This window comes from Kineothrix sp. IPX-CK, assembly GCF_039134705.1.
GTDB lineage: Bacteria > Bacillota > Clostridia > Lachnospirales > Lachnospiraceae > Kineothrix > Kineothrix sedimenti.
The window spans coordinates 3,075,067-3,097,374 of the sequence record NZ_CP146256.1 but is presented as its reverse complement, the minus strand read 5'-3'; the positions used below and the strand labels follow the sequence as shown (position 1 = coordinate 3,097,374).

Annotated in this window: 22 protein-coding genes and 1 other RNA gene; 17 read left to right on the top strand and 6 right to left on the bottom strand. The window is 43.8% G+C overall.

All coding sequences use genetic code 11. The features are described 5' to 3' along the window. Nucleotides 1-11: 11 nt before the first annotated feature. The 5 genes from rnpB (at nt 12) to V6984_RS14835 (ending at nt 3,614) form a co-directional block, all read left to right on the top strand. Nucleotides 12-360: RNase P RNA component class A (gene rnpB / locus V6984_RS14855), an RNA gene on the top strand. A gap of 112 nt (nt 361-472) precedes the next feature. After that, on the top strand, nt 473-1,345 hold the full coding sequence (locus V6984_RS14850) for a serine protease (RefSeq protein ID WP_342756396.1): 873 nt from the start codon (nt 473-475) through the stop codon (nt 1,343-1,345). 27 nt (nt 1,346-1,372) lie between these two features. Next, nucleotides 1,373-2,275 carry a hypothetical protein gene (locus V6984_RS14845; protein ID WP_342756395.1) on the top strand — a complete coding sequence of 301 codons (903 nt, stop codon included), beginning with the start codon at nt 1,373-1,375 and terminating at the stop codon, nt 2,273-2,275. A 76-nt stretch (nt 2,276-2,351) separates the two neighbouring features. Further along, the gene (locus tag V6984_RS14840) at nt 2,352-3,131 is read left to right on the top strand and encodes a ZIP family metal transporter (RefSeq protein ID WP_342756394.1); all 780 of its coding nucleotides are present in this window, start codon (nt 2,352-2,354) and stop codon (nt 3,129-3,131) included. A gap of 93 nt (nt 3,132-3,224) precedes the next feature. After that, nucleotides 3,225-3,614, top strand: coding sequence for a hemerythrin family protein (locus tag V6984_RS14835; RefSeq protein WP_342756393.1), 390 nt, complete (start codon nt 3,225-3,227; stop codon nt 3,612-3,614). A 67-nt stretch (nt 3,615-3,681) separates the two neighbouring features. On the opposite strand, the gene V6984_RS14830 is transcribed toward V6984_RS14835, so the two are convergent. Beyond that, the gene (locus V6984_RS14830) at nt 3,682-4,857 is read right to left on the bottom strand and encodes an alanyl-tRNA editing protein (RefSeq protein WP_342756392.1); all 1,176 of its coding nucleotides are present in this window, start codon (nt 4,855-4,857) and stop codon (nt 3,682-3,684) included. 240 nt (nt 4,858-5,097) lie between these two features. Between V6984_RS14830 and V6984_RS14825 the strand changes: the two genes are divergently transcribed. The 6 genes from V6984_RS14825 to V6984_RS14800 all read left to right on the top strand — a co-directional run bounded on the left by V6984_RS14825 (nt 5,098) and on the right by V6984_RS14800 (nt 11,496). Beyond that, nucleotides 5,098-6,300, top strand: a complete 1,203-nt coding sequence (locus V6984_RS14825) for a GTP-binding protein (RefSeq protein ID WP_342756391.1) — start codon at nt 5,098-5,100, stop codon at nt 6,298-6,300. A 26-nt stretch (nt 6,301-6,326) separates the two neighbouring features. Further along, complete coding sequence (locus V6984_RS14820) at nt 6,327-7,256, top strand: GTP-binding protein (protein ID WP_342756390.1); 930 nt, start codon at nt 6,327-6,329, stop codon at nt 7,254-7,256. After that, nucleotides 7,249-8,016 carry a YlmH/Sll1252 family protein gene (locus tag V6984_RS14815; protein ID WP_342756389.1) on the top strand — a complete coding sequence of 256 codons (768 nt, stop codon included), beginning with the start codon at nt 7,249-7,251 and terminating at the stop codon, nt 8,014-8,016. Before V6984_RS14820 ends, V6984_RS14815 begins: the two co-directional genes overlap by 8 nt. A gap of 43 nt (nt 8,017-8,059) precedes the next feature. Then, nucleotides 8,060-8,974, top strand: coding sequence for a putative ABC transporter permease (locus V6984_RS14810; RefSeq protein WP_342756388.1), 915 nt, complete (start codon nt 8,060-8,062; stop codon nt 8,972-8,974). A 534-nt stretch (nt 8,975-9,508) separates the two neighbouring features. After that, complete coding sequence (locus V6984_RS14805) at nt 9,509-9,664, top strand: hypothetical protein (RefSeq protein ID WP_342756387.1); 156 nt, start codon at nt 9,509-9,511, stop codon at nt 9,662-9,664. 20 nt (nt 9,665-9,684) lie between these two features. After that, nucleotides 9,685-11,496, top strand: coding sequence for a diguanylate cyclase (locus V6984_RS14800; protein WP_342756386.1), 1,812 nt, complete (start codon nt 9,685-9,687; stop codon nt 11,494-11,496). Between the two features lie 48 nt (nt 11,497-11,544). Here V6984_RS14800 and V6984_RS14795 read toward each other — a convergent pair whose 3' ends face one another. Further along, the gene (locus tag V6984_RS14795; protein WP_342756385.1) at nt 11,545-12,372 is read right to left on the bottom strand and encodes a PHP-associated domain-containing protein; all 828 of its coding nucleotides are present in this window, start codon (nt 12,370-12,372) and stop codon (nt 11,545-11,547) included. A gap of 690 nt (nt 12,373-13,062) precedes the next feature. Between V6984_RS14795 and V6984_RS14790 the strand changes: the two genes are divergently transcribed. From V6984_RS14790 to V6984_RS14780, 3 genes are read left to right on the top strand one after another with little or no spacing between them, the layout of a single operon-like run. Further along, nucleotides 13,063-14,061 carry an ABC transporter substrate-binding protein gene (locus V6984_RS14790; RefSeq protein ID WP_342756384.1) on the top strand — a complete coding sequence of 333 codons (999 nt, stop codon included), beginning with the start codon at nt 13,063-13,065 and terminating at the stop codon, nt 14,059-14,061. A gap of 21 nt (nt 14,062-14,082) precedes the next feature. Continuing rightward, entirely contained in the window at nt 14,083-14,976 is an 894-nt protein-coding gene (locus tag V6984_RS14785; RefSeq protein ID WP_342756383.1) for an ABC transporter permease, read from the top strand. Continuing rightward, nucleotides 14,960-15,733, top strand: a complete 774-nt coding sequence (locus V6984_RS14780; RefSeq protein ID WP_342756382.1) for an ABC transporter ATP-binding protein — start codon at nt 14,960-14,962, stop codon at nt 15,731-15,733. The genes V6984_RS14785 and V6984_RS14780 overlap by 17 nt, the downstream gene beginning before the upstream one ends. Before the next feature lie 70 nt (nt 15,734-15,803). Here V6984_RS14780 and V6984_RS14775 read toward each other — a convergent pair whose 3' ends face one another. Then, nucleotides 15,804-17,336: an ABC-F family ATP-binding cassette domain-containing protein gene (locus tag V6984_RS14775; protein WP_342756381.1), complete on the bottom strand. Its 1,533-nt coding sequence runs from the start codon at nt 17,334-17,336 to the stop codon at nt 15,804-15,806. Nucleotides 17,337-17,968: 632 nt separating this feature from the next. Between V6984_RS14775 and V6984_RS14770 the strand changes: the two genes are divergently transcribed. Beyond that, a complete protein-coding gene (locus tag V6984_RS14770; RefSeq protein ID WP_342756380.1) occupies nt 17,969-18,235 on the top strand; it encodes an HPr family phosphocarrier protein in 267 nt (88 codons plus the stop codon). Between the two features lie 83 nt (nt 18,236-18,318). On the opposite strand, the gene V6984_RS14765 is transcribed toward V6984_RS14770, so the two are convergent. Next, complete coding sequence (locus tag V6984_RS14765; RefSeq protein WP_342756379.1) at nt 18,319-18,753, bottom strand: aspartate carbamoyltransferase regulatory subunit; 435 nt, start codon at nt 18,751-18,753, stop codon at nt 18,319-18,321. Nucleotides 18,754-18,775: 22 nt separating this feature from the next. Continuing rightward, nucleotides 18,776-19,690 (bottom strand): aspartate carbamoyltransferase, encoded by a 915-nt coding sequence (gene pyrB, locus V6984_RS14760; RefSeq protein WP_342756378.1) that lies wholly within the window; start codon nt 19,688-19,690, stop codon nt 18,776-18,778. 406 nt (nt 19,691-20,096) lie between these two features. Between pyrB and V6984_RS14755 the strand changes: the two genes are divergently transcribed. Continuing rightward, nucleotides 20,097-20,474 carry a PH domain-containing protein gene (locus V6984_RS14755; protein ID WP_342756377.1) on the top strand — a complete coding sequence of 126 codons (378 nt, stop codon included), beginning with the start codon at nt 20,097-20,099 and terminating at the stop codon, nt 20,472-20,474. Between the two features lie 67 nt (nt 20,475-20,541). Then, nucleotides 20,542-21,903: an MATE family efflux transporter gene (locus V6984_RS14750; RefSeq protein WP_342756376.1), complete on the top strand. Its 1,362-nt coding sequence runs from the start codon at nt 20,542-20,544 to the stop codon at nt 21,901-21,903. Here V6984_RS14750 and V6984_RS14745 read toward each other — a convergent pair. Continuing rightward, complete coding sequence (locus V6984_RS14745) at nt 21,898-22,308, bottom strand: putative ABC transporter permease (RefSeq protein WP_342756375.1); 411 nt, start codon at nt 22,306-22,308, stop codon at nt 21,898-21,900. The genes V6984_RS14750 and V6984_RS14745 overlap by 6 nt on opposite strands.

The following is a 22,308-nucleotide window of genomic DNA, read 5'->3' as shown; positions in this document are numbered from 1 at the left end:
TTAAGTAATGCTAAGTAGAATAAATGATCGCGGCTGCAATTCCGAAAGGAAGCAGGTGAGGAAAGTCCGGGCTTCATAGGGCAGGATGCCGGATAACGTCCGGTGGAGGTGACTCCAAGGATAGTGCAACAGAAATGAACCGCCCCGCTATGCGGGGTAAGGGTGGAAGGGCAGTGTAAGAGACTACCGTCCGGCTGGTAACAGGCGGAGCCATGTAAACCCCATCCGAAGCAAGACCGAATAGAAAGCGATAGGCCGGCCCGGCCTGCTTTCAGGTGGGTCGCTAGAGATTGCCGGCAACGGCAATCCAAGATAGATGATCATTCACGACATAACCCGGCTTATCGTTCTGCTTAGTATGAAAATAAATAAAAATGTAAAAATCTCTCCATATCGGGGAGATTTTTATGAATATCGCGGACAAACAGCAGTAGAAAACCCGCTAGCCCGATAAATAAAAGAAGGTTGATCGATGAAGTATGTTAGCGCATGTCTTAGGAAGCAATGCTTTTTGAAGCATGGAAATAAAAGGTATGGAAAATGCTGCTGCATAAATATTATGTTCATGAGCTTTATGTTCATAGGCATTGTTTGCTTGTGTCTTTCGGTATTTTGTCCGGGCGATTCTTTGACGGTTCATGCGACCGGAGAGGCGCTTCGCCGCCCGCTTATCCAGACTACCACATTTCAGGATCAGTATGAAGGCATGGTGCGCTATGGCGGAACGGCGCTGCACGCCTTGGAGGAGGCCGATGTAATTTCAGCCTATGAAAATGTAAAGACAGGAATTGTTCAAATAAATGCGGGGAATTTATATGGCAGCGGAGTGATTTGGGAGATGAACGAGAAGGAAATCGTCATCATATCCAATAAGCATCTCCTGGAGGACTGGGGAGAGGATGACAGCATCATATTCTGGAATGGCAGGACTTCCGGGGGGAAGCTGCTCAAGCTGTCGCAGAAGTACGATCTTGGTTTTCTTAAGGTGGAAGTGAATGACCTTGGCTATGAGGAACTCATTTCCTTAAAAGAAGTAAAAAGAGAGGATACGGCATACAGCAGGCTGAAAGCCGGGGATGTTATCTTTACGGCAGGTTCGGCGGACGGAGCGGGGGAGAATATGTATGAGGCATCGGTGGCGTCTCCCTCATGGTACATAGAGGAATTCGATTCCTATATGTTGTACGGCTTTGGTTTTGCCAAACCGGGAATGTCTGGAGGCGGCACATTTGACGCTTACGGTAATTTTGTGGGAATGCTAAGCGGAGGAACGGGCGGAGATGAAACGGTAAGTCTTCCTGTCACAGCGATTTTGGAGGAATATGGGGAGCCCGCCGTAGAATAAATCAGGAAATGGAATGCGAGGAGGAGAATGGAGGAGCTTACGGTAAAAGAGCAAAAAACTTCATATGTGATAGGCGGCTTCATCGTTTGCAGTGCCATATTCCTGTTAGTTATGGAAATCTTGTTTCATGCTGAGGTCATACCGGTGTGGATATATCTGATGATTTTGGCGATTTTTTTATCCGGCATCCTCTTATGTATGGAGGGAAGGAACCGGAGGCTGGAGGTAAAGGGGGAAAGGCTATGTTATGTAAATCTTCTTCGTAAAAGAAAAGAATTTAAGCTTCAGGACATCGGATTTGTAAATGCAGCATGGGATGTGCAAAGAGGGCAGGATTATCTGCGCCTTTATGATAAGAGCGGCCAAAAGATATGCGGGTTGGCCTTCCGAATGAAAAATGCGTATTCCTTTTTTACTTATTTATACGATAACGGAATTACTATCGATACGGCGAAGGATACGGGAACGGCGCTTTCGGATGTAACGTCGCAGCAGCAGATGGAAACAGACGACATTGCGAAGCTGACAGAGAAAATATATGGGGAAACGGCCCTTCAGCTTAAAGAGTGGATGGAAAAAAATCGGAAGTTGGATGCACAATTTCAATATGGCTTTGCCGAATACGCAAGTGCAGGTATGGAAAAAGGGAAAATGCCGCCCGGGTATTCCTGCATGCTGGAAATCTATGTGAAGAAAGAAGGAAGCTTTGTCAGAGACAGAAAAGGCAAGCTCGTTTCTATGACCTTTCCGGTTATTTATATGAGAAGGTCCAGCTCTGTATCGGATAAATATAAGCTGTGCTATAATAAAGATTATAGCAGGAAGATTGCGGAAGCCTTGGATATTCTGGCGGAATATCTGCCACGACATAAATTTACGCTGTCGGAGTCGGGGATTTCTCATGATTTAAAAAATATAGTGGAAAAATGACGTAAAAAGAAATAAAATGGTGAAAGGGAGAATAGATAAAAATAAAAGAAAAAAACGATAGCTTGGAGGATAAGTTATGGACACGAGAATATTGACGGGAATATTGATTCCTTTTTTGGGAACGTCGCTGGGAGCCGCCTGCGTCTTTTTGCTGAAAAAGGAAATGAATGCAGTAGTGCAAAAGACTATGTTAGGATTTGCGGCAGGAGTCATGGTAGCCGCATCCGTATGGTCGCTGCTTATTCCGGCGATGGATATGTCAGGAGAAATGGGAAAGCTGGCATTTATACCGGCGGCCAGCGGTTTCATGGTGGGAATTTTATTTTTGCTTGGATTGGATAAGGTCGTACCTCATCTTCATTTGGACGGAGAAGAACAGGAGGGGCCTAAGAGCAGTTTGAAAAAGTCCACGATGCTCATGCTGGCGGTGACGATTCATAATATACCGGAGGGCGCATCGGTAGGTATCGTGCTGGCGGGAGCATTAAACGGCGACAGCATGATTACGATGGCCGGAGCTATTGTCCTTTCCATAGGTATTGCCATTCAAAATTTCCCGGAGGGAGCCATTATATCTCTTCCCATCAAGGAAGAGGTGGGAAAGAAAAAGGCTTTTGCTATGGGAGTACTTTCAGGAGTTGTAGAGCCTATTGCCGCAGTGTTAACGCTGCTGCTGGCAACCTATGTTACGCCCTTTATCCCATACATGCTGGCATTTGCGGCAGGAGCAATGATTTATGTGGTCGTGGAGGAATTGATTCCCGAATCGGCGGAGGGGGAACATTCCAATATGGGGACCATCGGCTTTGCGATCGGATTCGTGATTATGATGATATTGGATGTTGCACTGGGGTAAGGTCAAAAGTGAGAGAAGTAAAAGACGAATGAAGTAGAAATCGGAAGGAACAGAACACGGAAGAAAGCAAAATTACGAAAGGCGGGAATGAATATGTACGAGATGAAAGATGAGTATTTGACGGGAATTGAGCAGATTGATAACGAACATAAGGTGCTGTTCGAGATTGCAGAGGAAATCTATCAGCTATGCGTGAATGATTTCGTGCCGGACAAGTATGATCATATTGCAAATCTCATTCAGCGGCTGAAAGATTACGCTGCGATGCACTTTAGAAATGAAGAGGCCTACATGGAGAGCATTCAATATAAGAGAATGTTCACGCAGAAGATTCAGCATGACAATTTCATCCGTAAGCTGGACACAATGAATTTGGAAGTTGTGGATGAGAATCAGTCAAAGACCATAGAAGATTTACTGAAATTTGTCACGGACTGGATGATAGAGCACATAATGGAAACGGATAAGCGAATTGCCGAATAAAGAAAAGGAAACCTTACTGATACTCATGGTATAAGTAAGGTTTCCTTAATTATCTAATTATCTGCAATTAAAACAAAGCAAGGATATCTTTTCGAGATCCGGAAAGTGAGCCTTGTACCATTTCCTTGCCGCCGCCCTTGGCATTCAGACTTTGTTTCAGCTTTTCATTTATGGGGCGGACATCCTCATATTTGGAGGCGATGATATAACGGTATCCGTCTCCGTCGTTTCCCACGAATACGCCGCAGATACCGGAGCATTTCTCAGCCAGCATGTTTACATATTTTCGATGGGCCGGAGCATCCATGGATTCCTCGAACAGGCAGCAGTTCTTCGTGCCTTCGGCAATCTGAGAAACCTTAAGCTGTGTTAAAGTTTCCTGCAAGCTGAGAATTTCACCCTTCAATGAAAAGTTCTCGTCTTTCAACCGTTCCACCGCTGAGGCGATAAGTTCCGGCTTGGCGGATAACAGTTTAGAAACGGCGTAAACCTGTTCCTGCTTCTGCTTGAAATCTTCGATAGCGCGGCTTCCGCAGAGAATGCTGATTCGGATGCCGCCTCTGTGCCTGATGGCATCAACGATTTTAATTATGCCGATTTCTCCGGTTCTTTTCACATGAGGCGCGCAGCAGGCACAGACGTCATAACCTGGAATGGTTACAATGCGTACTTCCTCGTTCAGCTCGATTTTGCTGCGATAATTTAAACTTTTCAGCGTTTCCTCTGAGGGGTATTCGGCAAGTACTTCGATATTGCGATATATGGCCTTGTTGGCGAGATCTTCCATCTGGAGGAGCTGTTCTTCCTCCAGAAATCCGTTAAAATCGAGTGTAACTGCCTGAGAACCAAGATGAAAGCCTACATTATCATAGCCAAAATGAGAATGGATCAGACCGGATATAATATGCTCTCCGGAATGCTGTTGCATGTTGGAATAACGGGATTCCCAATGTATTTTCCCTGCTACGGAATCTCCGATGGAGAAGGGCGCATCTGTTACATGTGTTATAACACCGTTTTCTATGCTAACATAGGAGACCGACACCTCGTTCAGCGTACCTGTATCGGAGCTTTGACCGCCTTCTTCGGGAAAGAAAAAAGTCTGGTCCAATATGACCTCATATAAGGGAGAGAAAGTGTTTTTTTCCCCTTCAGTGAACGGTACAGGGCGGCAGGAGATTACTGTCGCGGTGAAATGAGTCTTATATGAATCGGCATCGTAAAGCTTTCGAGTTTTTTCCATAATAAAAATAACCACACTTTCTTGATAAAATTTATCGGATATAGGTATACTTTAAATATCATACCCCGTATTTTAAAAGTGTGCAACCTGTAAAAGGGCTTATGAGGTTACTATGATACTATCCGGCATTCAATGTCAATCCGGTAAAGCTGGTCGGCGGCCAACCCGAAAAACTTGACATAAATAGAATTTTAGAGCAAAATACATAGATAGCAAACAGGAAGGAGAACGATTGTTGACATGACAAAAATTGATATAGTATCCGGTTTTTTGGGCGCCGGTAAAACAACATTAATAAAAAAATTATTGAAGGAGGCTTTGGCGGATACAAAGGTTGTACTCATAGAGAACGAATTCGGTGAAATCGGAGTTGACAGCGGCTTTTTGAAGGAAGCCGGAATTGAAATCAAGGAAATGAATTCCGGTTGTATCTGCTGCTCTTTGGTTGGAGATTTCGGTACCTCTTTGAAGGAAGTATTAAAGACCTATTCGCCGGAGCGGATATTGATTGAGCCTTCGGGTGTAGGCAAGCTATCCGATGTAATGAAGGCTGTCCAGGATGTGACGGACGAAAGCGGGATAGCGCTTAACAGCGCTGTAGCGGTGGTAGATGCATCAAAGTGCAGAATGTATATAAAGAACTTCGGAGAGTTCTTTGTCAATCAGATAGAAAATGCGGGAACGATTATCTTGAGCCGTACGGCAAAAATCAGTGCGGACAAGCTGGATACGGCAGTGAGCATGATTCGGGAATATAACCAGAAGGCGATAATAGTTACGACTCCGTGGGAGGAGTTGGACGGCAAAGCTATTTTGGAGACGATAGAGGGAGCAAAGGATCTGGAAGCCGAACTGATGGAGGAAGTGCGCAAGGCGCATGAGCATAATCATGAACACGGCGAGGATTGCACTTGTGGCTGTCATGGACATCATCACGAGCATGACCATGATGGAGAACACCATCATCATGAGCATGACCATGAATGCGGCGAACACCATCATCATGAGCATGACCATGAATGCGGCGAACACCATCATCACGACCATGACCACGAATGCGGCGAGCACCATCATCACGAGCATGACCACGGTGATGAACACCATCACCACCATCACGATCACGATGGGGAGCATGACCACCACGATCACTCCGGGCATCATCATGCGGATGAGGTATTTACGAGTTGGGGAATGGAGACGGCTTCGGCTTATGCTGCGGCGGATATTGAGGCACTTCTTGGAGAATTGGAGAACGAGGATGAATACGGAATCGTGCTTCGGGCCAAAGGTATGGTTCCTGCCGGAGACGGCACATGGGTATATTTCGATTATGTGCCTGGAGAAAGCGATATACGCGCCGGACGTCCCGATGTAACGGGCAAGATTTGTGTGATAGGCGCACAACTTAAGGAAGAGAATCTGAAGAAGCTGTTTCATAAGTAAAAGATAGATGGATGGAGAGGAAGCATATGAAACCGGTTTATATAATCAATGGTTTTTTAGAGAGCGGGAAGACGGAGTTTATTACCTATACGATGGAGCAGTCTTATTTTCAGGTAAAAGGAAGGACGCTCTTGATTCTGTGCGAAGAAGGAGAAAATGAATACGATGTAAACCTGCTCAAGATGAGCAGAACCGACCTCGAATGGATAGAAGACGAAGAGGATTTCAATCCTTCGCATTTGCTTGAGCTTGAGAAAAAATACAAGCCGGAGCGCATCATTATCGAATATAACGGAATGTGGAATTATAAAAATATGAAGCTGCCGTGGCACTGGAGTATCGAGCAGCAGGTAACGACTATTGACGCTTCCACATTTCCCATGTATTTTAATAACATGAAGTCTTTGTTAGCGGAGATGATAAGAAAGTCAGAGCTTATTATTTTCAACCGCTGTGACGGAGTGGAGGATTTAAACAGCTATAAGAGAAATATTAAGGCGATTAATCAGAAGGCAGAGATCGTCTTTGAGGACTCTAACGGTGAAGTGGATGAAATCATGGAGGACGATCTTCCTTACGATTTGAAAGCAGAGACCATCGGTTTGGATGATAAAGGCTATGGAATCTGGTATCTGGATTCTCTGGATCATTTGGAGCGCTATATAGGGAAAAAGGTACGCTTTACAGCTATGGTGCTGAAGCCAGAGAGCTTTCCCAAGGGATATTTCGTACCGGGAAGAATGGCAATGACCTGCTGTGCGGACGATATGGCCTTTTTGGGCTTCGCCTGTTCTTACGATAAAGCGGATAAGCTTACGGATAAGCAATGGGTTAAGGTAACGGCGGTGGTAAAAAAAGAGTATTTTGCCGAGTATAATGGAGAGGGACCGATACTGTCTGCGTTAAGCGTGGAGCAGACGAAGGCGCCGAAAGAAGAAGTGATAAGCTTTGTATAACGATGATAAAGATTTACAACAATTGAAAAAGCGCATAGCGGAGTTGGCAAGAAAATCCTATGAACATAATATATATACGTATATAGGATTTTTGAGCATGGCGGAGCAGGATGCGTTCTATAGTATCGAACAGGAGATAAGGGGAATCCCATATGTAATGTTCGGCGGTAACGAAGACTGCGAGCGGCAGATGCTCCGGTTCGGGAGTGCAGAAAGTCTGGGATATGAGGAGGAATTCCCTATCGCCTGCCTTTCGGTTAAGCCTCTCATTGAGAAATTCGCAGACGAGCTGAGCCACAGGGATTTTCTTGGAGCGCTCATGAATCTGGGAATTGACCGAAGTACCGTAGGTGACATATTCCTTCAAGGAAAAAATGCTTACTTATTTTGTACGAACAATATCGCCCCCTTTATCATGGAGAATCTGGATAGGGTAAAGCATACCAACGTAAGATGCGTGGCGGAGGATGCGGCCATATGCGTTCCGTCAAAAGAGCCCGAGACGGTAAAAGTTACGGTTTCTTCGGAGCGCGCTGATGCGGTGGCATCAAAAGTATACCATATGTCTAGAAATCAGAGCCTCTTACTCTTTAGAGAAAAACGGATATACATAAACGGCAGGGTAAATGAGAACAACAGTTATCTGCTAAAAAAAGGCGACATTGTTTCCGTGAGGGGCTATGGAAGGTTTATTTACTACGGCTGCGAATATGAAACGAAAAAAGGAAAGCTGAGCGTGCTGGCCGGAGTGTATGGATAGGAAAAGGCGCGGGGAGCTGATTCTTTATGAATGAGGAGGGTTTATGTATTCCTATACGATGGCACAATGGTTATTTTTCTTTTATTTCTATTGTTTTTTCGGGTGGTGTTTTGAATCGGCATTTGTTTCCTTGAAAAAACGAAGCTGCGTTAACCGAGGCTTTATGCGAGGGCCTTTTCTCCCGCTGTATGGAAGCGGTGCGATTATGATGCTGGTAGTATCCATGCCCTTTCAGCACAATGTATTATTAACGTATGTAGCGGGATGTATTGGAGCTACGGTGCTGGAATATATAACGGGCGTGGTTATGGAGGTGCTGTTCAAAGTGAGGTACTGGGACTACTCCAATCAGAAGTTTAATTTCAAAGGGTATATATGCCTGACGTCCACTCTCGCGTGGGGCGGTCTGACCATATTGATGACAAGAATCGTACATAAGCCTATTGAACAATTGGTGGGGGATATTCCTCATAATATCCTTATGTCAATAGTATTCATCCTTACGATATATATCGTAGCGGACTTTACATTATCCTTCAAGGCTGCTATTGATCTGCGTGACATTCTTGTGAAGCTGGAAGCAGCGAAAGAGGAGCTTGAGCGTGTACAGAAACGTCTGGATGTAATTATTGCCGTATCCAATGAAGGCCGTGAAGCGAAGAAACAGGAGAGAGGAGAAAGAGCGGATGAACTGCTCTCCAGCATTGAAGAACGGTTGCTGGGATTAAAAGGGAAGATTCAAAGCGGTGTTTTGACATATCCCGAGAGTATGCGGGAAGAAATTCTGGATTTGTGGATGAAATACAAGATAAATCTGGAAAAGAGCAGACAGCTTAAGAACCTTATGGATATCTATAAGCGACGCTTGATCAAGGGCAATCCTACCATGGTTTCCGCCAAATTTAAGCATGCCTTTCAGGAAATAAAGGATGTTGTATACGATAGATTGAAGAAGTAAAAAATAATTTTTCACAGAAACTTCCGCCATAAATGAAAATGGGGCGGAAGTTTTTTTGTGTAATAGGATCAGGGTGTCAAAAGGTCCTTTTGCGAACGTCTCTAAGCAATATGCTCAAAGCAAAAAGACTCCTGCTCCGAATTCCAATATATAAGAAGTTCTAATTCTCAGTCTATTCGCGCCAAACATACCAGAAAACAAAAAACTCGCTGCGCTCAAACAGTTTTGTTTTCTGTTATGGCTCAAATATCCAGAGAAAGAACTTCTAAATATTTACATAGGCGCAGTCGTTCTTTTTGTTTTGGTCATATTGACCAGAATGTATTTATAAAGGACCTTTTGACACCCTAATCGTAATAGGAAAATGTGAGAGCACATGAAGCATAGCTTTTATTAAATATAAAAAGAATATAAAATATATAAATAATATTTATAGTACTAAAGTAACAGAAAAATACGCCGATATATAATATGAAATAGTACTATAGTACTATTTCGCCCTGTGAAACATGCACTTAGAAGGGAGGCAAATGTATGAGTTATGATACATGGATGGTACAATCGGTTGTTATTGTGCCTAAACTGAGAGATTATAAAACCGGTAAATCCGTAAAGGAAATGAAAAAGGAGAAAAAGGAGACTGCCGGTAAAAAGGATTTTGAAGCGATTCTCAGACAAATGATGAAATGACAGAAGGAGAATCAGAAATTATGGAAGAAAGTTTAAACGGAGGCCCTGACCACGGGCTGCCGCTACAATATATTATGGAAAGTCTGCCGGAAGCCTTTCACATCATTGATGCTGAAGGTGTGATTCTTTATGCTAACCCGAAGTGTCTTGAACTGTATGAAGTTCGTCCGGAGGATATCGGAAAACAGAGTTTTTTCTCCTATTGGGCCGAAGAAAATAAACGCGTCCATTGGTTTGACAATATCATGAATGGTGGACGAAGCGACGGTTTTGAAATGCGGCTTAAGAATCCGTCAGGAAAGGAGATATGGACGGTTGCAAGCAGTATTACAATACAATACCAAGGTCAGACCTGCATCCTGTCTACTGTAAGCGATATAACGGAGAAAAAGCGGCTAGAGGCAGACCTTAAGCGTAACGAGGAGAAATATAGTCTGCTTACAGAATTTACGGCCGATGTAATATGGGTATATAACCTTTGGTCAGAGAGATTTACTTATCTTAGCCCTTCCTATTTCGAATTGACCGGATTTACTGTAGAGGAAGGCCTGGCAAATAAACTTTCGACACATGTAATGCAAGAGTCCTATGCAGCGACGAGGGAATTTCTTGAGAAAAGTCAAAATGATTTTTTGGAGGATCCTTCCGCTCAAAAGAACTGCCTTATGGAAGTATGCCTTCAGTGCAAAGACGGAAATGGAATCTGGGTAGAGATTTCTATTAAAAACAGATACAATAAGGACGGTGAAATCGAGACGGTAGGAGTCAGCCGTAATATTGAGGAGCGGAAGCAGGCGGAAAACGAAATACGCTACTTAAGTTATCATGATCAATTGACGGGACTTTTTAACAGAAGATTTTACGAGGAAGAGCTGGGAAAGATGAAGTTTCAAAAAAATCTTCCATTTGCTCTGATTCTTTGCGATATAAATGTCATAAAGCTGACGAACGACGCTTTTGGGCATATGACAGGAGATGATTTGCTCAAACGCTTTGCAGACGTATTGACAGGGGAACTGCGTTCCGGCGATGTGGCGGCCCGTATAGGAGGAGATGAGTTCGTGCTCCTTCTGTCTAAGACCGACCGAACTGGTGCGGAGAAGCTGGCGGCATGTATCAGAGAGGGAATAGAGCGGTCCAATGCGGAAAATCCCGATTCTCCGATTCTATCGGTTTCCTTCGGATGGGCGGTAAAGGATAATGCAGATGAGAGGTTCGAGGCGATTTTTTTGCAGGCGGAAGAGCGGATGTATAGTCAGAAGCTGAGGGAAGGAGATGCAAGAAAGAAGGAAATGGTTCAGCTTGTATTACAGAAACTGTTTGCCAGAGAACGTTGGGAGCTTGTGCATTCAGAAAATGTAGGACGACTGAGTATGGCTATCGGAGCAGCAATGGGGTTGGAAATCGCTGCGTTAGAACAACTGTGGGCTCTTGGCAGGCTGCATGATATCGGTAAAATAGGAATTTCCGAAAAGATTTTGAATAAGCATGAGGCTTTGAGCCAGGAGGAATGGATGGAGATCAGGAGACATCCCGAAATAGGTTATCAGATACTTCGCTCCGTCGACAAATATGCTCCTATTGCGGAGGCCGTGCTTTCGCATCATGAATGGTACGATGGGAGCGGTTACCCCAGGAAGCTAAAAGGACAGGAGATTCTGCTTGGTGCAAGGATCGTAGCGGTAGCGGAGGCTTATGATAAAATGGTGAGCGGAGACAGCTTCAGTAAGCCCGTAAGCCGCGCAGTCGCGGCAAGCGAGCTTCTGGCGGGCTCCGGAACGCAGTTTGATCCGGAAATCGTAGAGTTGTTTCTTTCCGAGGTCATAGAATGAACCGGCTGCAGTTTGAATTTATAGGTGCTTTTCGTGTCCTGATACAGATTAAGCGCCTTTTTTGTAAGCTTCGTGCCCGTTGCGGTTTGGTGCGTATTCATACAAGTGGCTTTTTAGAATTTCCATGTTACGTTTGTGCCGTTTGAACAATGCGAGAAATTTATTATAAAACCAGAAAGAATATATTAAAACGTTATTTATTTTGCCAATTCTTTGCTTGGTCGTGAACATATATCTCTCACCGCCTGAAGAAATCGCAACGTCGGAGCGGAGGGCATAGATGAAATCTGTTTCATTTTTTATTACGGTTTCAATCATCGTGTAGCCGAAGCCAACACTTTCCTCCCTGTGCGAGTCACTGCCGCCGATTCCCGGTTTTTCGAACCGTTTGGCTAATTCACTTGCGGCCATGTTGGATTGGGGAGATTCACAGGCATTGTAAGTTTCGATGAAATCGAAACGGGTAATGAGGCTGCGGGATTTCTTTCCGCGCCTTGTATTCATCAGACTTAGATATTTCTCTCCGCAGGGATGGGCGGGACCCAGAATTCCTCCGAAATGATGCACGATATCGATCAGCAAGTGGACGGGAAGCCCACGAAGCTCTAAAAGCGGCAGATGAACGTCTGTAGGCATGATAATAATGATATGTCCGGCATCGATGGTGTCGTATTCGATGCCCTTTAGAACGACAAAATCAGGGAACTCTTTGTCCATGTTATTTTTTTTATAATAACGGTATGCCTTGTAGGAGTTATGATCCGTGATGAGCATACCCTGATAACCTTTTTCCTGAAGCAGACAAATCGTGTCTCGTATGGCAATTTTCCCATCTAAAGAACCTTCCTTAGTATGGCAGTGCATGTCGAATTTCAAAAATATACCATCCTTTCGTATGCTTGTGCAAAACAAAATTCGCACCTTCGTTGATGCCATCAATTGAATATCTTGTCAATCGATGGTAAAGTCTCAATATTCACATTGTACCCTAATTGGACAGGAAGTAAATATATTTTTTAAAAATTTTTACCTTTGTTTATCGGTTACTGTTCACTCCATTCTCAGTAATGATATGAAATTTAGGCTTGACAATCATAAAAATTTAGATTAATGTAAATAAAAGAGAAATAAACGACAAACCTATGAGAAAGAGTAGTAGGTATCAGGAACTATTGCAGAGAGCCGTCGGTGGTGGAAGGCGGTATAGGGAATCTTACTGAATGGACTTTCGAGGCCGGGCTGAACTGATAGTAGGTGCCGGCGGGATTCGGACCCGTTATCCATCCGACGTGTATGACAGTACATGAATAAAGTGGTCGATGCCTATGGCATGTCAATTTGAGTGGTACCGCGATAATGAAACTTATACTAAGTTTGCTTATATTAAGTTTATTACCGCCTCAAGCAATTAGCTTGAGGCGGTTTTTTGCGCGCTTGTTTTGTGGAGAACATTTTTCTGCAGTGGGATGCGCTTGACATGCTGTCAGGATGCGTTTTTGGATGGAATACACAGAGAGTAGTTTTTCTTGTAAATGGAGGCATAATAAAAAAAGGAGAGTGGAGATTATGAAACAGAAATTATTATCAGTACTTTTAGCGGCGGTAACTATGACGGCAATGTTCACAGCTTGCGGAGAAAAAGCTTCGGATGGATATACCATCGGTATTTCACAATTTGCGGAGCATGGCTCTTTGGATAATTGTAAGGAAGGCTTTCTGGCCGGACTTGCGGAAGAAGGGATTAAAGAAGGTGAGAATCTGACCGTGCTTTTCGATAATGCGCAGTCCGACACAGGAACGGCCAGTACGATTGCGGATAACTATGTATCTCAGAAGGTGGATATGATTTGTGCCATTGCTACGCCCAGTGCCATGAGTGCTTACAATTCCTGTCTGAATACGGATATTCCAGTTATCTATACGGCAGTATCAGACCCGGTGGAAGCGGGGCTTGCAGGGGAAGACGGAGCACCGACTGGAAATGTGACAGGTACTTCCGATGCGCTGGCAGTATCCGAGCAGCTTGCGATGATTCGCGAGGTTATGCCTGAGGCGACGAAAATAGGTATTATTTATACGACCAGCGAAGTGAATTCCGTCAGTGCCATCGAAGAATATAAGAAATATGCAGGCGAATATGGATTTGAAATCATAGAGACAGGAATCAATACTATTGCTGATGTGGGTATGGCGGCAGCGGATATCGTGACTAAGGTTGACTGTATAACGAATTTGACGGATAATACAGTAGTATCCGCATTACAGACAGTAATCGCAGAGGCAAACAATGCTGGAATCCCGGTATTCGGTTCCGAGGTGGAGCAAGTAAAAGCGGGCTGTGTCGCATCTATGGGGCTGGAATATTATGAGCTCGGCAAGCAGACCGGTAAAATGGCGGCTAAGGTATTAAAAGGAGAAGCGAAGGCTTCCGAAATGAATTTTGAAGTTATTTCGAAGCCCAGCTTGTATGTAAATACGGCAGCAGCAGAAAAAATCGCTCTTGCGCTGGACGATGCGTTTGTAAACGGAGCGTATGAAAAATTCGATGAAATAATCGTAGAATAAAAAATTACCGGAGGAATTACAGTGACTTTATTACTCAGCGTGTTGGAACAAGGTATGATATATGCCATTATGGCTTTGGGAGTATATATAACCTACAAAATATTGGATTTTCCCGATTTGACGGTAGACGGAAGCTTTCCTATGGGAGCTGCGATTACCTGCATGCTGATCTCTTCCGGAATGAATCCGTTAGGAGCGCTGCCCATAACGTTTGCGGCGGGAGCGCTGGTAGGTATATGTACGGGACTTATCCATGTTAAGCTGAAGGTACGGGATCTTTTGTCAGGCATCATCATGATGACTGCTCTCTATACGGTAAACTTAAGGATTGCCGGAAGGGCGAATCTACCGATCTACAACATGGACACGATTTTTGACAATGGCTTTATTAATGCTGTTTTTCCGGAAGGCATGTCGGCGTATAAGACGGTAATCATTATTTTCATTCTTACTATGATCACCAAATATCTGCTGGATGGTTATATGAGTACAAAGTCCGGATTTCTCCTTCGGGCGGTGGGCGACAACGACATTATCGTCACTTCTTTAGGAGTGGACAAAGGGCTGGTGAAGATAGTCGGACTCGCCATCGCCAACGGTTTGGTTGCCTTAAGCGGATGTATATTTGCCCAGCAGCAGAGATATTTCGATATTTCTATGGGAACGGGAACGGTGGTTATCGGACTCGCCAGTGTTATTATTGGAACGAGTCTTTTTAAGAAAGTGACATTTTTCAAGATAACCTCCAGCGTGGTGATCGGTTCCCTTCTATATAAAGGGTGCGTGGCGCTGGCTATCAGGATGGGACTTCCGTCCACGGACCTCAAGCTGATTACCGCGGTGCTGTTCCTCATCATACTGGTGATAGGAATGGAAAGAAAGAGGACGGGAGGCAGATATGTTAGAACTAATTAATATTAATAAAAATTATAACGCCGGTTCCGTCAACGAGCTTTGTCTCTTTCAGGATTTTTGCCTTAAGATAGATGACGGGGATTTTGTGGCGGTGGTAGGCAGCAATGGCTCCGGTAAAACCTCCATGTTGAATATTATCTGCGGCAGCATCGATATCGACAGCGGGAGGATAGAGGTAAACGGAGAGGATATGTCAGGGAAAAAGGATTTCTTCAGACACCGCAAAATCGGCCGCGTGTATCAGGATCCTTCCAAGGGGACCTGCCCCAGCATGAATATTTTGGAAAATATGTCCATTGCCGATAACAAAGGAAAGAAATACGGCTTGGGACGCGGCGTGAACAAGACGAGAACCGACTATTATAGAGAGATGCTTAAGTCTTTGAATCTGGGTCTTGAGGATAAGCTGTATACGCAGGTAGGTTCTCTGTCCGGCGGACAGCGGCAGGCATTGGCTTTACTTATGTCAACCATGTCTCCTATAGAGTTTTTAATATTGGATGAGCATACGGCGGCGCTGGATCCTAAGACAGCGGAAGTCATCATGGAGCTGACCGATAAGATCGTCCGGGAGAAAAAGGTGACCACCATCATGGTAACCCATAATCTACGCTATGCGGTAGAATATGGGGATAGACTTTTGATGATGCACGAGGGCAATGTGATTTTGGATAAAAAAGGTGAAGAGAAGAAGATGCTGCAAACGGAAGAGATCATGAGCCTCTTTAATAAAATCAGTGTAGAATGCGGTAATTAACGATAATTTTATTTTAATAAATATTTCCGGTAGGTTATTTATGGCAGAAGGATATTCTGCAATAAATAACCTACTTTTTTTCTATATTGATGACTTTTTGTACCCAATCTTTGTAGAACGTTTCTTCGTGTGAAACGAGCAGGACAGTACCTGAAAATTCAGATAAAGCTGTCTTAAGCGCTTCCTTCGCCTGAACATCCAGATGGTTAGTTGGTTCGTCCATGATCAGGAAGTTACATGGAGTCAGTGCAAGAAGGCACATTTTTACCTTTGCCTGTTCGCCGCCGCTTAAGGTGCCGATGGGCTGCATCGCATGCTTGCTGGAAATTCCACAGCGTGCAAGGTATTTGCGTATCTCCTTTACGACTAAGCTTGTATAAGCGTCTGACATAATTTGTATCGGTGTATTCGTTTCGTCCATCCATGTTAAGTCCTGTTCGAAGTATCCAATGGTCACCTGTCCGGAGAAGCTATAGCGGCCCTGCATTGCCGGAAGCTGACCGACCAAGGTCTTAAGTAAGGTGGATTTACCGATCCCGTTAAATCCGGTTATCGCTATTTTTGTGCCTCCGGTCACGTTAAAGTTAATGTCGGATAAAACCGGATAGTGATAACCTACCGATAAATGCTTTACCGATAGATGTTCGACATTGGTTGAGGGCAATCCCATGAAATGAAAGTGAGGTGTGATTTCCTTTTGTTCCAGGGCCTCCATTTTATCCATGCGTTCTAGTTGTGTTCTGCGGCCTCTGGCCATTTTCGATTTTCTTCCTGCAATGTTTTTTTGAATGAATTCTTCCGTCTTTTTGATTTCCTTTTGCTGAGCGGTATATTGTCTGATGTAATCCTCCCTTAAAAGCGTCTTTTTTTTCAGGAATTCCGAATAGGTACCGTAGTATTTTGCCAATGTATTATTATCGATATCGCATATACGGTTGGCGATTTTATCCAAAAAAGCATAGTCGTGAGATACGACCATAAAAGCATTTTCCAAGGAAGAGAGGTAATCTGCAAGCCATACAACATGCTCTTTGTCCAGGAAGTTGGTGGGTTCGTCGAGAAGAAGGACATCAGGTTTTTCTAAAAGAAGCTTTGCAAGAATTACTTTTGCTTGCTGGCCGCCGCTCATTTGCCCGATGGGGCGGCTCAGTCCTATAGCGAGCAGTCCTAATCCTGATGCCACTTGATCGATTCTTGTATCTATGGAATAAAAGCCATGAATATCAAGTTGTTCCTGCTTTTTAGCTGCAAGATTTAAGCATTCCATATTGCCGCAAGCCGCTTTTTCGTATAGCATCGACATTTCTTTTTCTATTGCGTAGAGCCTTGAAAAGGCTGACTTTAAAAAGTCTTTTATGGTGGTGAGTCCATTTATTTTAGCATATTGATCCAGATAGCCAATAGATATATTAGGGTGCCAGATAATTCGACCGGAATCAGGAATAATCTGCTCCGTGCAGATCTTGATCAGGGTACTTTTTCCCGCACCGTTTTGCCCTACGATGCCGAGGTGTTCCCCTTTGTTTAGTGATAAGTTAGCATTTTTATAAAGGGAGGTGTCTCCGAATGAATGTGTTAATCCTTCAATTTCTAATAAGCTCATGTTGGGCATAGTCCTTTCTGTTTCTGTATAAGTTCTCAGTTAAAGATGTATTTCTATTACATAAAAAAGACAGAAGACAATAATACACGAGTGTATTTGCCTTCTGCCTTTCCGAGTCTGAAATGGCTGGGATGGAACAACGAACAACACGCTTGGCTAGTTGCTCTTATGTTCGAACAAAAGGCTATGGACAAAAACATTGTCCATAGCCTTATTTACGCATTAACGATATACGGGAAACAAGAAATAAACATACTGTGCTGCGATTGCCGGCGGCGCGGGTATGCGTATTACACTGTTTCCCGATGAAATCCTATTGCGTTATTTTATCGCTATACTCTGCACAATGTTTCATCGGTATGGATTGTACAGAGCTGAGCTTCCTTGTAAGCTGATTTGTTATATAATAGTTCATGATGATTCTCCCTTTCGGGCATTGCCCTTGACACTTATAATACTTCATCAAAAGTCATCTGTCAATCCTCACGAAAAGAGTCTCCTGCCGTTGAAAAATACATCGGTTAATTAAAGAATATAAAGTAAAAAAGCGGGAATTATAGAAATTATAAAGGTATATCGAAAGCCTTTGCATAAATTATAAAGAAAGTGGTAGTGGGAGCAGTCAGCTTCCAATGTGGAATATGAAAAGTTTTCAATATAAAATAAAGGATTATCCGGGGATGATCGAGGGTCCGGCGGGGCAGCTGGTGAGAAAGGCTCTAAAATACGCGTCGGCAATTTCTGTCAGTGTGAACGACAGATTCGGAAATGCAAAGAGGATCCTCAGCGTGATGGCGCTTGGACTTGCGGCAGGAGACGAGGTCCTGGTGGAAGCGGAGGGACCGGATGAGGCGAAAGCCGTAGTTGATCTGGCAGAATTTTTTAAAAATAATTTATAGAGGAAGCCCTTTTATGATAGTAGGGTCAAAAGGTCATTTGTTTCATGCTTGCATGAAAAAACATGACCTTGGGACCCCCGGCATCATTTCGTAATATCTTCGTACTTCTCTTCACAGTATTTACATCGGTAAACTTCCTTCTTCTCATCGGCGAGCACGAAGATGTGAGGAAGTCCCTGCTCGATGGAAGTAATACATCTTGGATTTTTGCATTTGATAATGTTTCTGATTTCCTTAGGGAGCACCAGCTCCTTTTTATCTACGATTTCTCCGTCTTTGATTACATTTACTGTAATGCAGTGATCGATAAAGGCAAGAACATCCAGGTCCAGAGTATCGATATCGCATTCCACCTTGAGAATGTCTTTTTTTCCCATCTTATTGCTTTTCGCATTTTTTATGATGGCCACGGTGCAGTCCAGCTTATCCAGCTGAAGGTGATGATATATGGAAAGGCTCTTGCCGGCCTCGATATGGTCGAGAACGAAGCCTTCCTCGATTCTTCCTACATTTAACATGATATTTTCCTCCCTTCTAATTCTATACTTGGATTTCTAACAATGTAAGTATGAGTGCCATCCGGACGTATACACCGTATTGTACCTGCTTGAAATATGCAGCGCGGGGATCGTCGTCAATTTCCACAGAGATTTCATTGACGCGGGGAAGCGGGTGGAGTACAAGCATATCGCTTTTGGCCAGTTCCATTTTGGGTTTATCCAATATGTAGAAGTCTTTGAGCCTTACATAATCTTCTTCGTTGAAAAAACGCTCCTTTTGTACGCGGGTCATATATAGGAAGTCCAGTCTCGGCATGATTTCCTCCAGGCGAATGACTTCCTCATAAGGGATATTCTTTTCTTTTAGCATATCGGTAAGGTAATCGGGAACCTTCAGCTCCTCAGGCGATATGAAGATGAAATGAATATCAGGATAGCGCATCAAGGCGTGGATAAGAGAATGAACGGTTCGGCCGAATTTCAGATCTCCGCACAGGCCCACGGTAAAGTTTCCGATATTTCCCTTTAAGGAGCGGATAGTCAGCAAATCCGTGAGTGTCTGGGTCGGGTGCTGATGTCCGCCGTCTCCGGCATTGATGACCGGGATCGCGGATTTGCTGGCAGCAACCATGGGAGCGCCCTCCTTGGGGTGACGCATAGCGCAGATGTCCGCGAAACAGGAGATAACGCGTATCGTATCCGAAACGCTTTCTCCCTTGGAAGCGGAAGAGGAGCCGGCATCCGAAAAGCCGATAACACTTCCTCCCAAGTTCAGCATTGCAGATTCAAAACTAAGTCTCGTTCGGGTGCTCGGTTCATAGAAGCAGGTGGCGAGCTTTTTTCCGTCACATGCGTGAGCATATTTAGCCATATTGTGCTCGATATCATTTGCGAGGTCGAAGAGCTTATCCAGCTCCCCGGCTGTAAAGTCGAGAGGGCCCATTAAATGTCTCATAGTGTTATCCGTCCTTTCTGCGGGGTGGTTTACTTGATTTTGTGTCAGGGGGTGTCTGAAATAGTAGCCGTACATACAAAATCGAAGAGAAATAATTCTCTTCGATTCAAAGTTTAATTATGAACGATATGGATAATACGAATAGGAAAAAAATAAACAGCTAAGCGGTATCTGGGAAAATTTGAAACATTCGTTATGCGCTCTTGCTGCCATGGGATACCTCCTTAAATTCGTTCATTTTAAATATGTGCTCTAAAATTTCTTCTATGATACCACAATGATTCTTCTCTTTCAATGTAAAAACTTATAAAAATTTCTAAAATCAATGAAAAGGCTTTGCATTATGATTAGCTATCTAATATAATAAGTAAAGTATAAAATAATGAGGAAAGGAATGGTCATTATTATGGAATATATAGAACGAAAAAGGCTTTTATTTTTTGGACTTCCATGGACGTTTACAAAATATACTGTGGGAGAAGAATACATTGTGGTCAATAGCGGCCTTTTTAAGACCCACGAGAATGACTGTTATATGTATAAGGTTCAGGACGTGGAGCTTCAGGCTACTTTATTAGAGAGAATATTCGGACTTGGAACCGTCATGTGTTTTACCGGAGATACGACGCATCCTAAGCTGCAGCTTATACATATCAAACATGCGAAAGAAATCAAGGATTACATTCTGAAGACCTCGGAGGAAGCGAGACGAAAAAGAAGAACCCTCAACACGCTTGACATAGGCTCAGGACTAAGGGATGATACGGATACGGACATTTTATAAAAAATGCGGCGGTATGGATGAATTTTCATACCGCCTTTTAAAGGTAATTTGAAAGGCTAGTAGAGATATGGAACTGGATATGACGAAGGGAAGCCCTTCCAAGCTAATTGTTAAATTTATTATCCCGCTTATTATAGGAAATATTTTTCAACAGTTATACACCATGGTGGATACGATTATCGTAGGCCGCTTTCTTGGCGTACAGGCGTTGGCGGCAGTAGGCGCTACAGGTACGATCACATTTTTGATTTTCGGTTTTATGCAGGGACTTACTACGGGTTTTACGGTACTCACCGCCCAGCGTTTCGGAGCAGGAGATATTGAGGGGCTAAAAAAAAGCGTGGGCAATGCCGTTTTTTTATCTGTAATAGTTACTATTATTATGACTTTTGTAAGCATCGCCGGTATGGACAAGCTCTTGAGTATTATGAATACGCCGGAAGATATTTTCGAGATGTCAAGGACCTTTGTTGTGATTATGTGTATAGGTATGATGTGCACTGTTTTTTATAATTTACTGGCCAGCTTTTTAAGGGCGGTAGGAAACAGCAAAGTACCTCTTTACTTTTTAATGATCGCAGCGGTGCTCAATATAATATTAGATTTATTCCTGATTCTCGTCATACCATTGGGGATAGCAGGGGCGGCCATAGCTACTGTTATCTCGCAGGGGGTGTCGGGAGTTCTCTGTTTGATCTATATTATGAAAAAGGTACCGATACTATGTATTCGAAAGGAGCATCGGAAGGTGGATTATATCTGTTGTGTCAACCAGCTTAGTATTGGTCTGCCTATGGCGCTTCAATTTTCCATCACTGCAGTAGGAACGATGATGGTGCAGGCGGCGCTTAACCTGTTTGGCTCAACCGTAGTGGCGGCCTATACCGCGGCGTGTAAGGTGGAGCAGTTCGTGACACAGCCGTTTGTTGCTATGGGAATGACGATGGCGACTTACTGTGCGCAGAATAGGGGAGTCAGCGATTTTACGAGAATCCGAAGGGGTGTTAGAATTGCCAATATAATGTCGGCAGTATATGGAATTGTCATTTATGCTGTGATAATGCAGATACTTCCCTATGCGATCGGTCTGTTTGTGAGCGGAGATATTACGGAGGTGCTGGGCTATGCAAGAACCTATGTAATGATTTGCGGATTTTTCTTCATTCCCCTCGGCATGATATTCATTTTCCGAAATGCCATGCAGGGCAGCGGATACTCTGTGCTGCCGGTACTGGGAGGCGTTGTTGAGCTGGTCTGCCGTGCCACTCTTGCCTTCACCTCGGCATATTATCAAAGCTATGTGGGCGTTTGCTTTGGAAATGCCAGTGCGTGGATAATGACAGGTATTTTCTTAGCGATTGCATATATTTTCGTAATGAGGAATGCACAGAGGCGTAACGATGCGCGCGTTTGTGAGCAGAGCTTATGAATCGCCTGACTCGTCACTTTCCTTTATAAGGCGCTCGAAAAGAAGGCCTGCGAATATCCAGCAGGGGAGATAGTCCAGGCGGACGATTTTATTAATGTTCCATTTGGAGCGGCAGTAATCCCAAGGGCATATTTCTTTTCGCATTAAAAGCGAACCGGTGATGAACTCGCCGACAAAAATGAGAAGGGCATAGACAAATCCACGTATGAGAAAATGCTGCTTCTTTACGATTTTGCACACCGGAGCGAGGAAGGATGCCATGCCATATATGGGAAACATCCAAATGGAAGTATTTCCCGTCAGTTTAAATTCTCTGCGCCGGAAGGAACTCAGCGCGGTAAAGGTAATTTCCAGGCACCAGCCAAGGATGCCACAGTGAATAAAGTTATGGATTAGTTTTTTCAT

What these genes read in the sequence shown, in the direction of transcription:
- V6984_RS14850 (WP_342756396.1), top strand. Translation starts at nt 473, where the DNA reads ATGAAGTATGTTAGCGCATGTCTTAGGAAGCAATGCTTTTTGAAGCAT.
- V6984_RS14845 (WP_342756395.1), top strand. Translation starts at nt 1,373, where the DNA reads ATGGAGGAGCTTACGGTAAAAGAGCAAAAAACTTCATATGTGATAGGC.
- V6984_RS14840 (WP_342756394.1), top strand. Translation starts at nt 2,352, where the DNA reads ATGGACACGAGAATATTGACGGGAATATTGATTCCTTTTTTGGGAACG.
- V6984_RS14835 (WP_342756393.1), top strand. Translation starts at nt 3,225, where the DNA reads ATGTACGAGATGAAAGATGAGTATTTGACGGGAATTGAGCAGATTGAT.
- V6984_RS14830 (WP_342756392.1), bottom strand. Translation starts at nt 4,857, where the DNA reads ATGGAAAAAACTCGAAAGCTTTACGATGCCGATTCATATAAGACTCAT.
- V6984_RS14825 (WP_342756391.1), top strand. Translation starts at nt 5,098, where the DNA reads ATGACAAAAATTGATATAGTATCCGGTTTTTTGGGCGCCGGTAAAACA.
- V6984_RS14820 (WP_342756390.1), top strand. Translation starts at nt 6,327, where the DNA reads ATGAAACCGGTTTATATAATCAATGGTTTTTTAGAGAGCGGGAAGACG.
- V6984_RS14810 (WP_342756388.1), top strand. Translation starts at nt 8,060, where the DNA reads ATGTATTCCTATACGATGGCACAATGGTTATTTTTCTTTTATTTCTAT.
- V6984_RS14805 (WP_342756387.1), top strand. Translation starts at nt 9,509, where the DNA reads ATGAGTTATGATACATGGATGGTACAATCGGTTGTTATTGTGCCTAAA.
- V6984_RS14800 (WP_342756386.1), top strand. Translation starts at nt 9,685, where the DNA reads ATGGAAGAAAGTTTAAACGGAGGCCCTGACCACGGGCTGCCGCTACAA.
- V6984_RS14790 (WP_342756384.1), top strand. Translation starts at nt 13,063, where the DNA reads ATGAAACAGAAATTATTATCAGTACTTTTAGCGGCGGTAACTATGACG.
- V6984_RS14780 (WP_342756382.1), top strand. Translation starts at nt 14,960, where the DNA reads ATGTTAGAACTAATTAATATTAATAAAAATTATAACGCCGGTTCCGTC.
- V6984_RS14775 (WP_342756381.1), bottom strand. Translation starts at nt 17,336, where the DNA reads ATGAGCTTATTAGAAATTGAAGGATTAACACATTCATTCGGAGACACC.
- V6984_RS14770 (WP_342756380.1), top strand. Translation starts at nt 17,969, where the DNA reads ATGTGGAATATGAAAAGTTTTCAATATAAAATAAAGGATTATCCGGGG.
- V6984_RS14765 (WP_342756379.1), bottom strand. Translation starts at nt 18,753, where the DNA reads ATGTTAAATGTAGGAAGAATCGAGGAAGGCTTCGTTCTCGACCATATC.
- pyrB (WP_342756378.1), bottom strand. Translation starts at nt 19,690, where the DNA reads ATGAGACATTTAATGGGCCCTCTCGACTTTACAGCCGGGGAGCTGGAT.
- V6984_RS14755 (WP_342756377.1), top strand. Translation starts at nt 20,097, where the DNA reads ATGGAATATATAGAACGAAAAAGGCTTTTATTTTTTGGACTTCCATGG.
- V6984_RS14750 (WP_342756376.1), top strand. Translation starts at nt 20,542, where the DNA reads ATGGAACTGGATATGACGAAGGGAAGCCCTTCCAAGCTAATTGTTAAA.
- V6984_RS14745 (WP_342756375.1), bottom strand. Translation starts at nt 22,308, where the DNA reads ATGAAAAAACTAATCCATAACTTTATTCACTGTGGCATCCTTGGCTGG.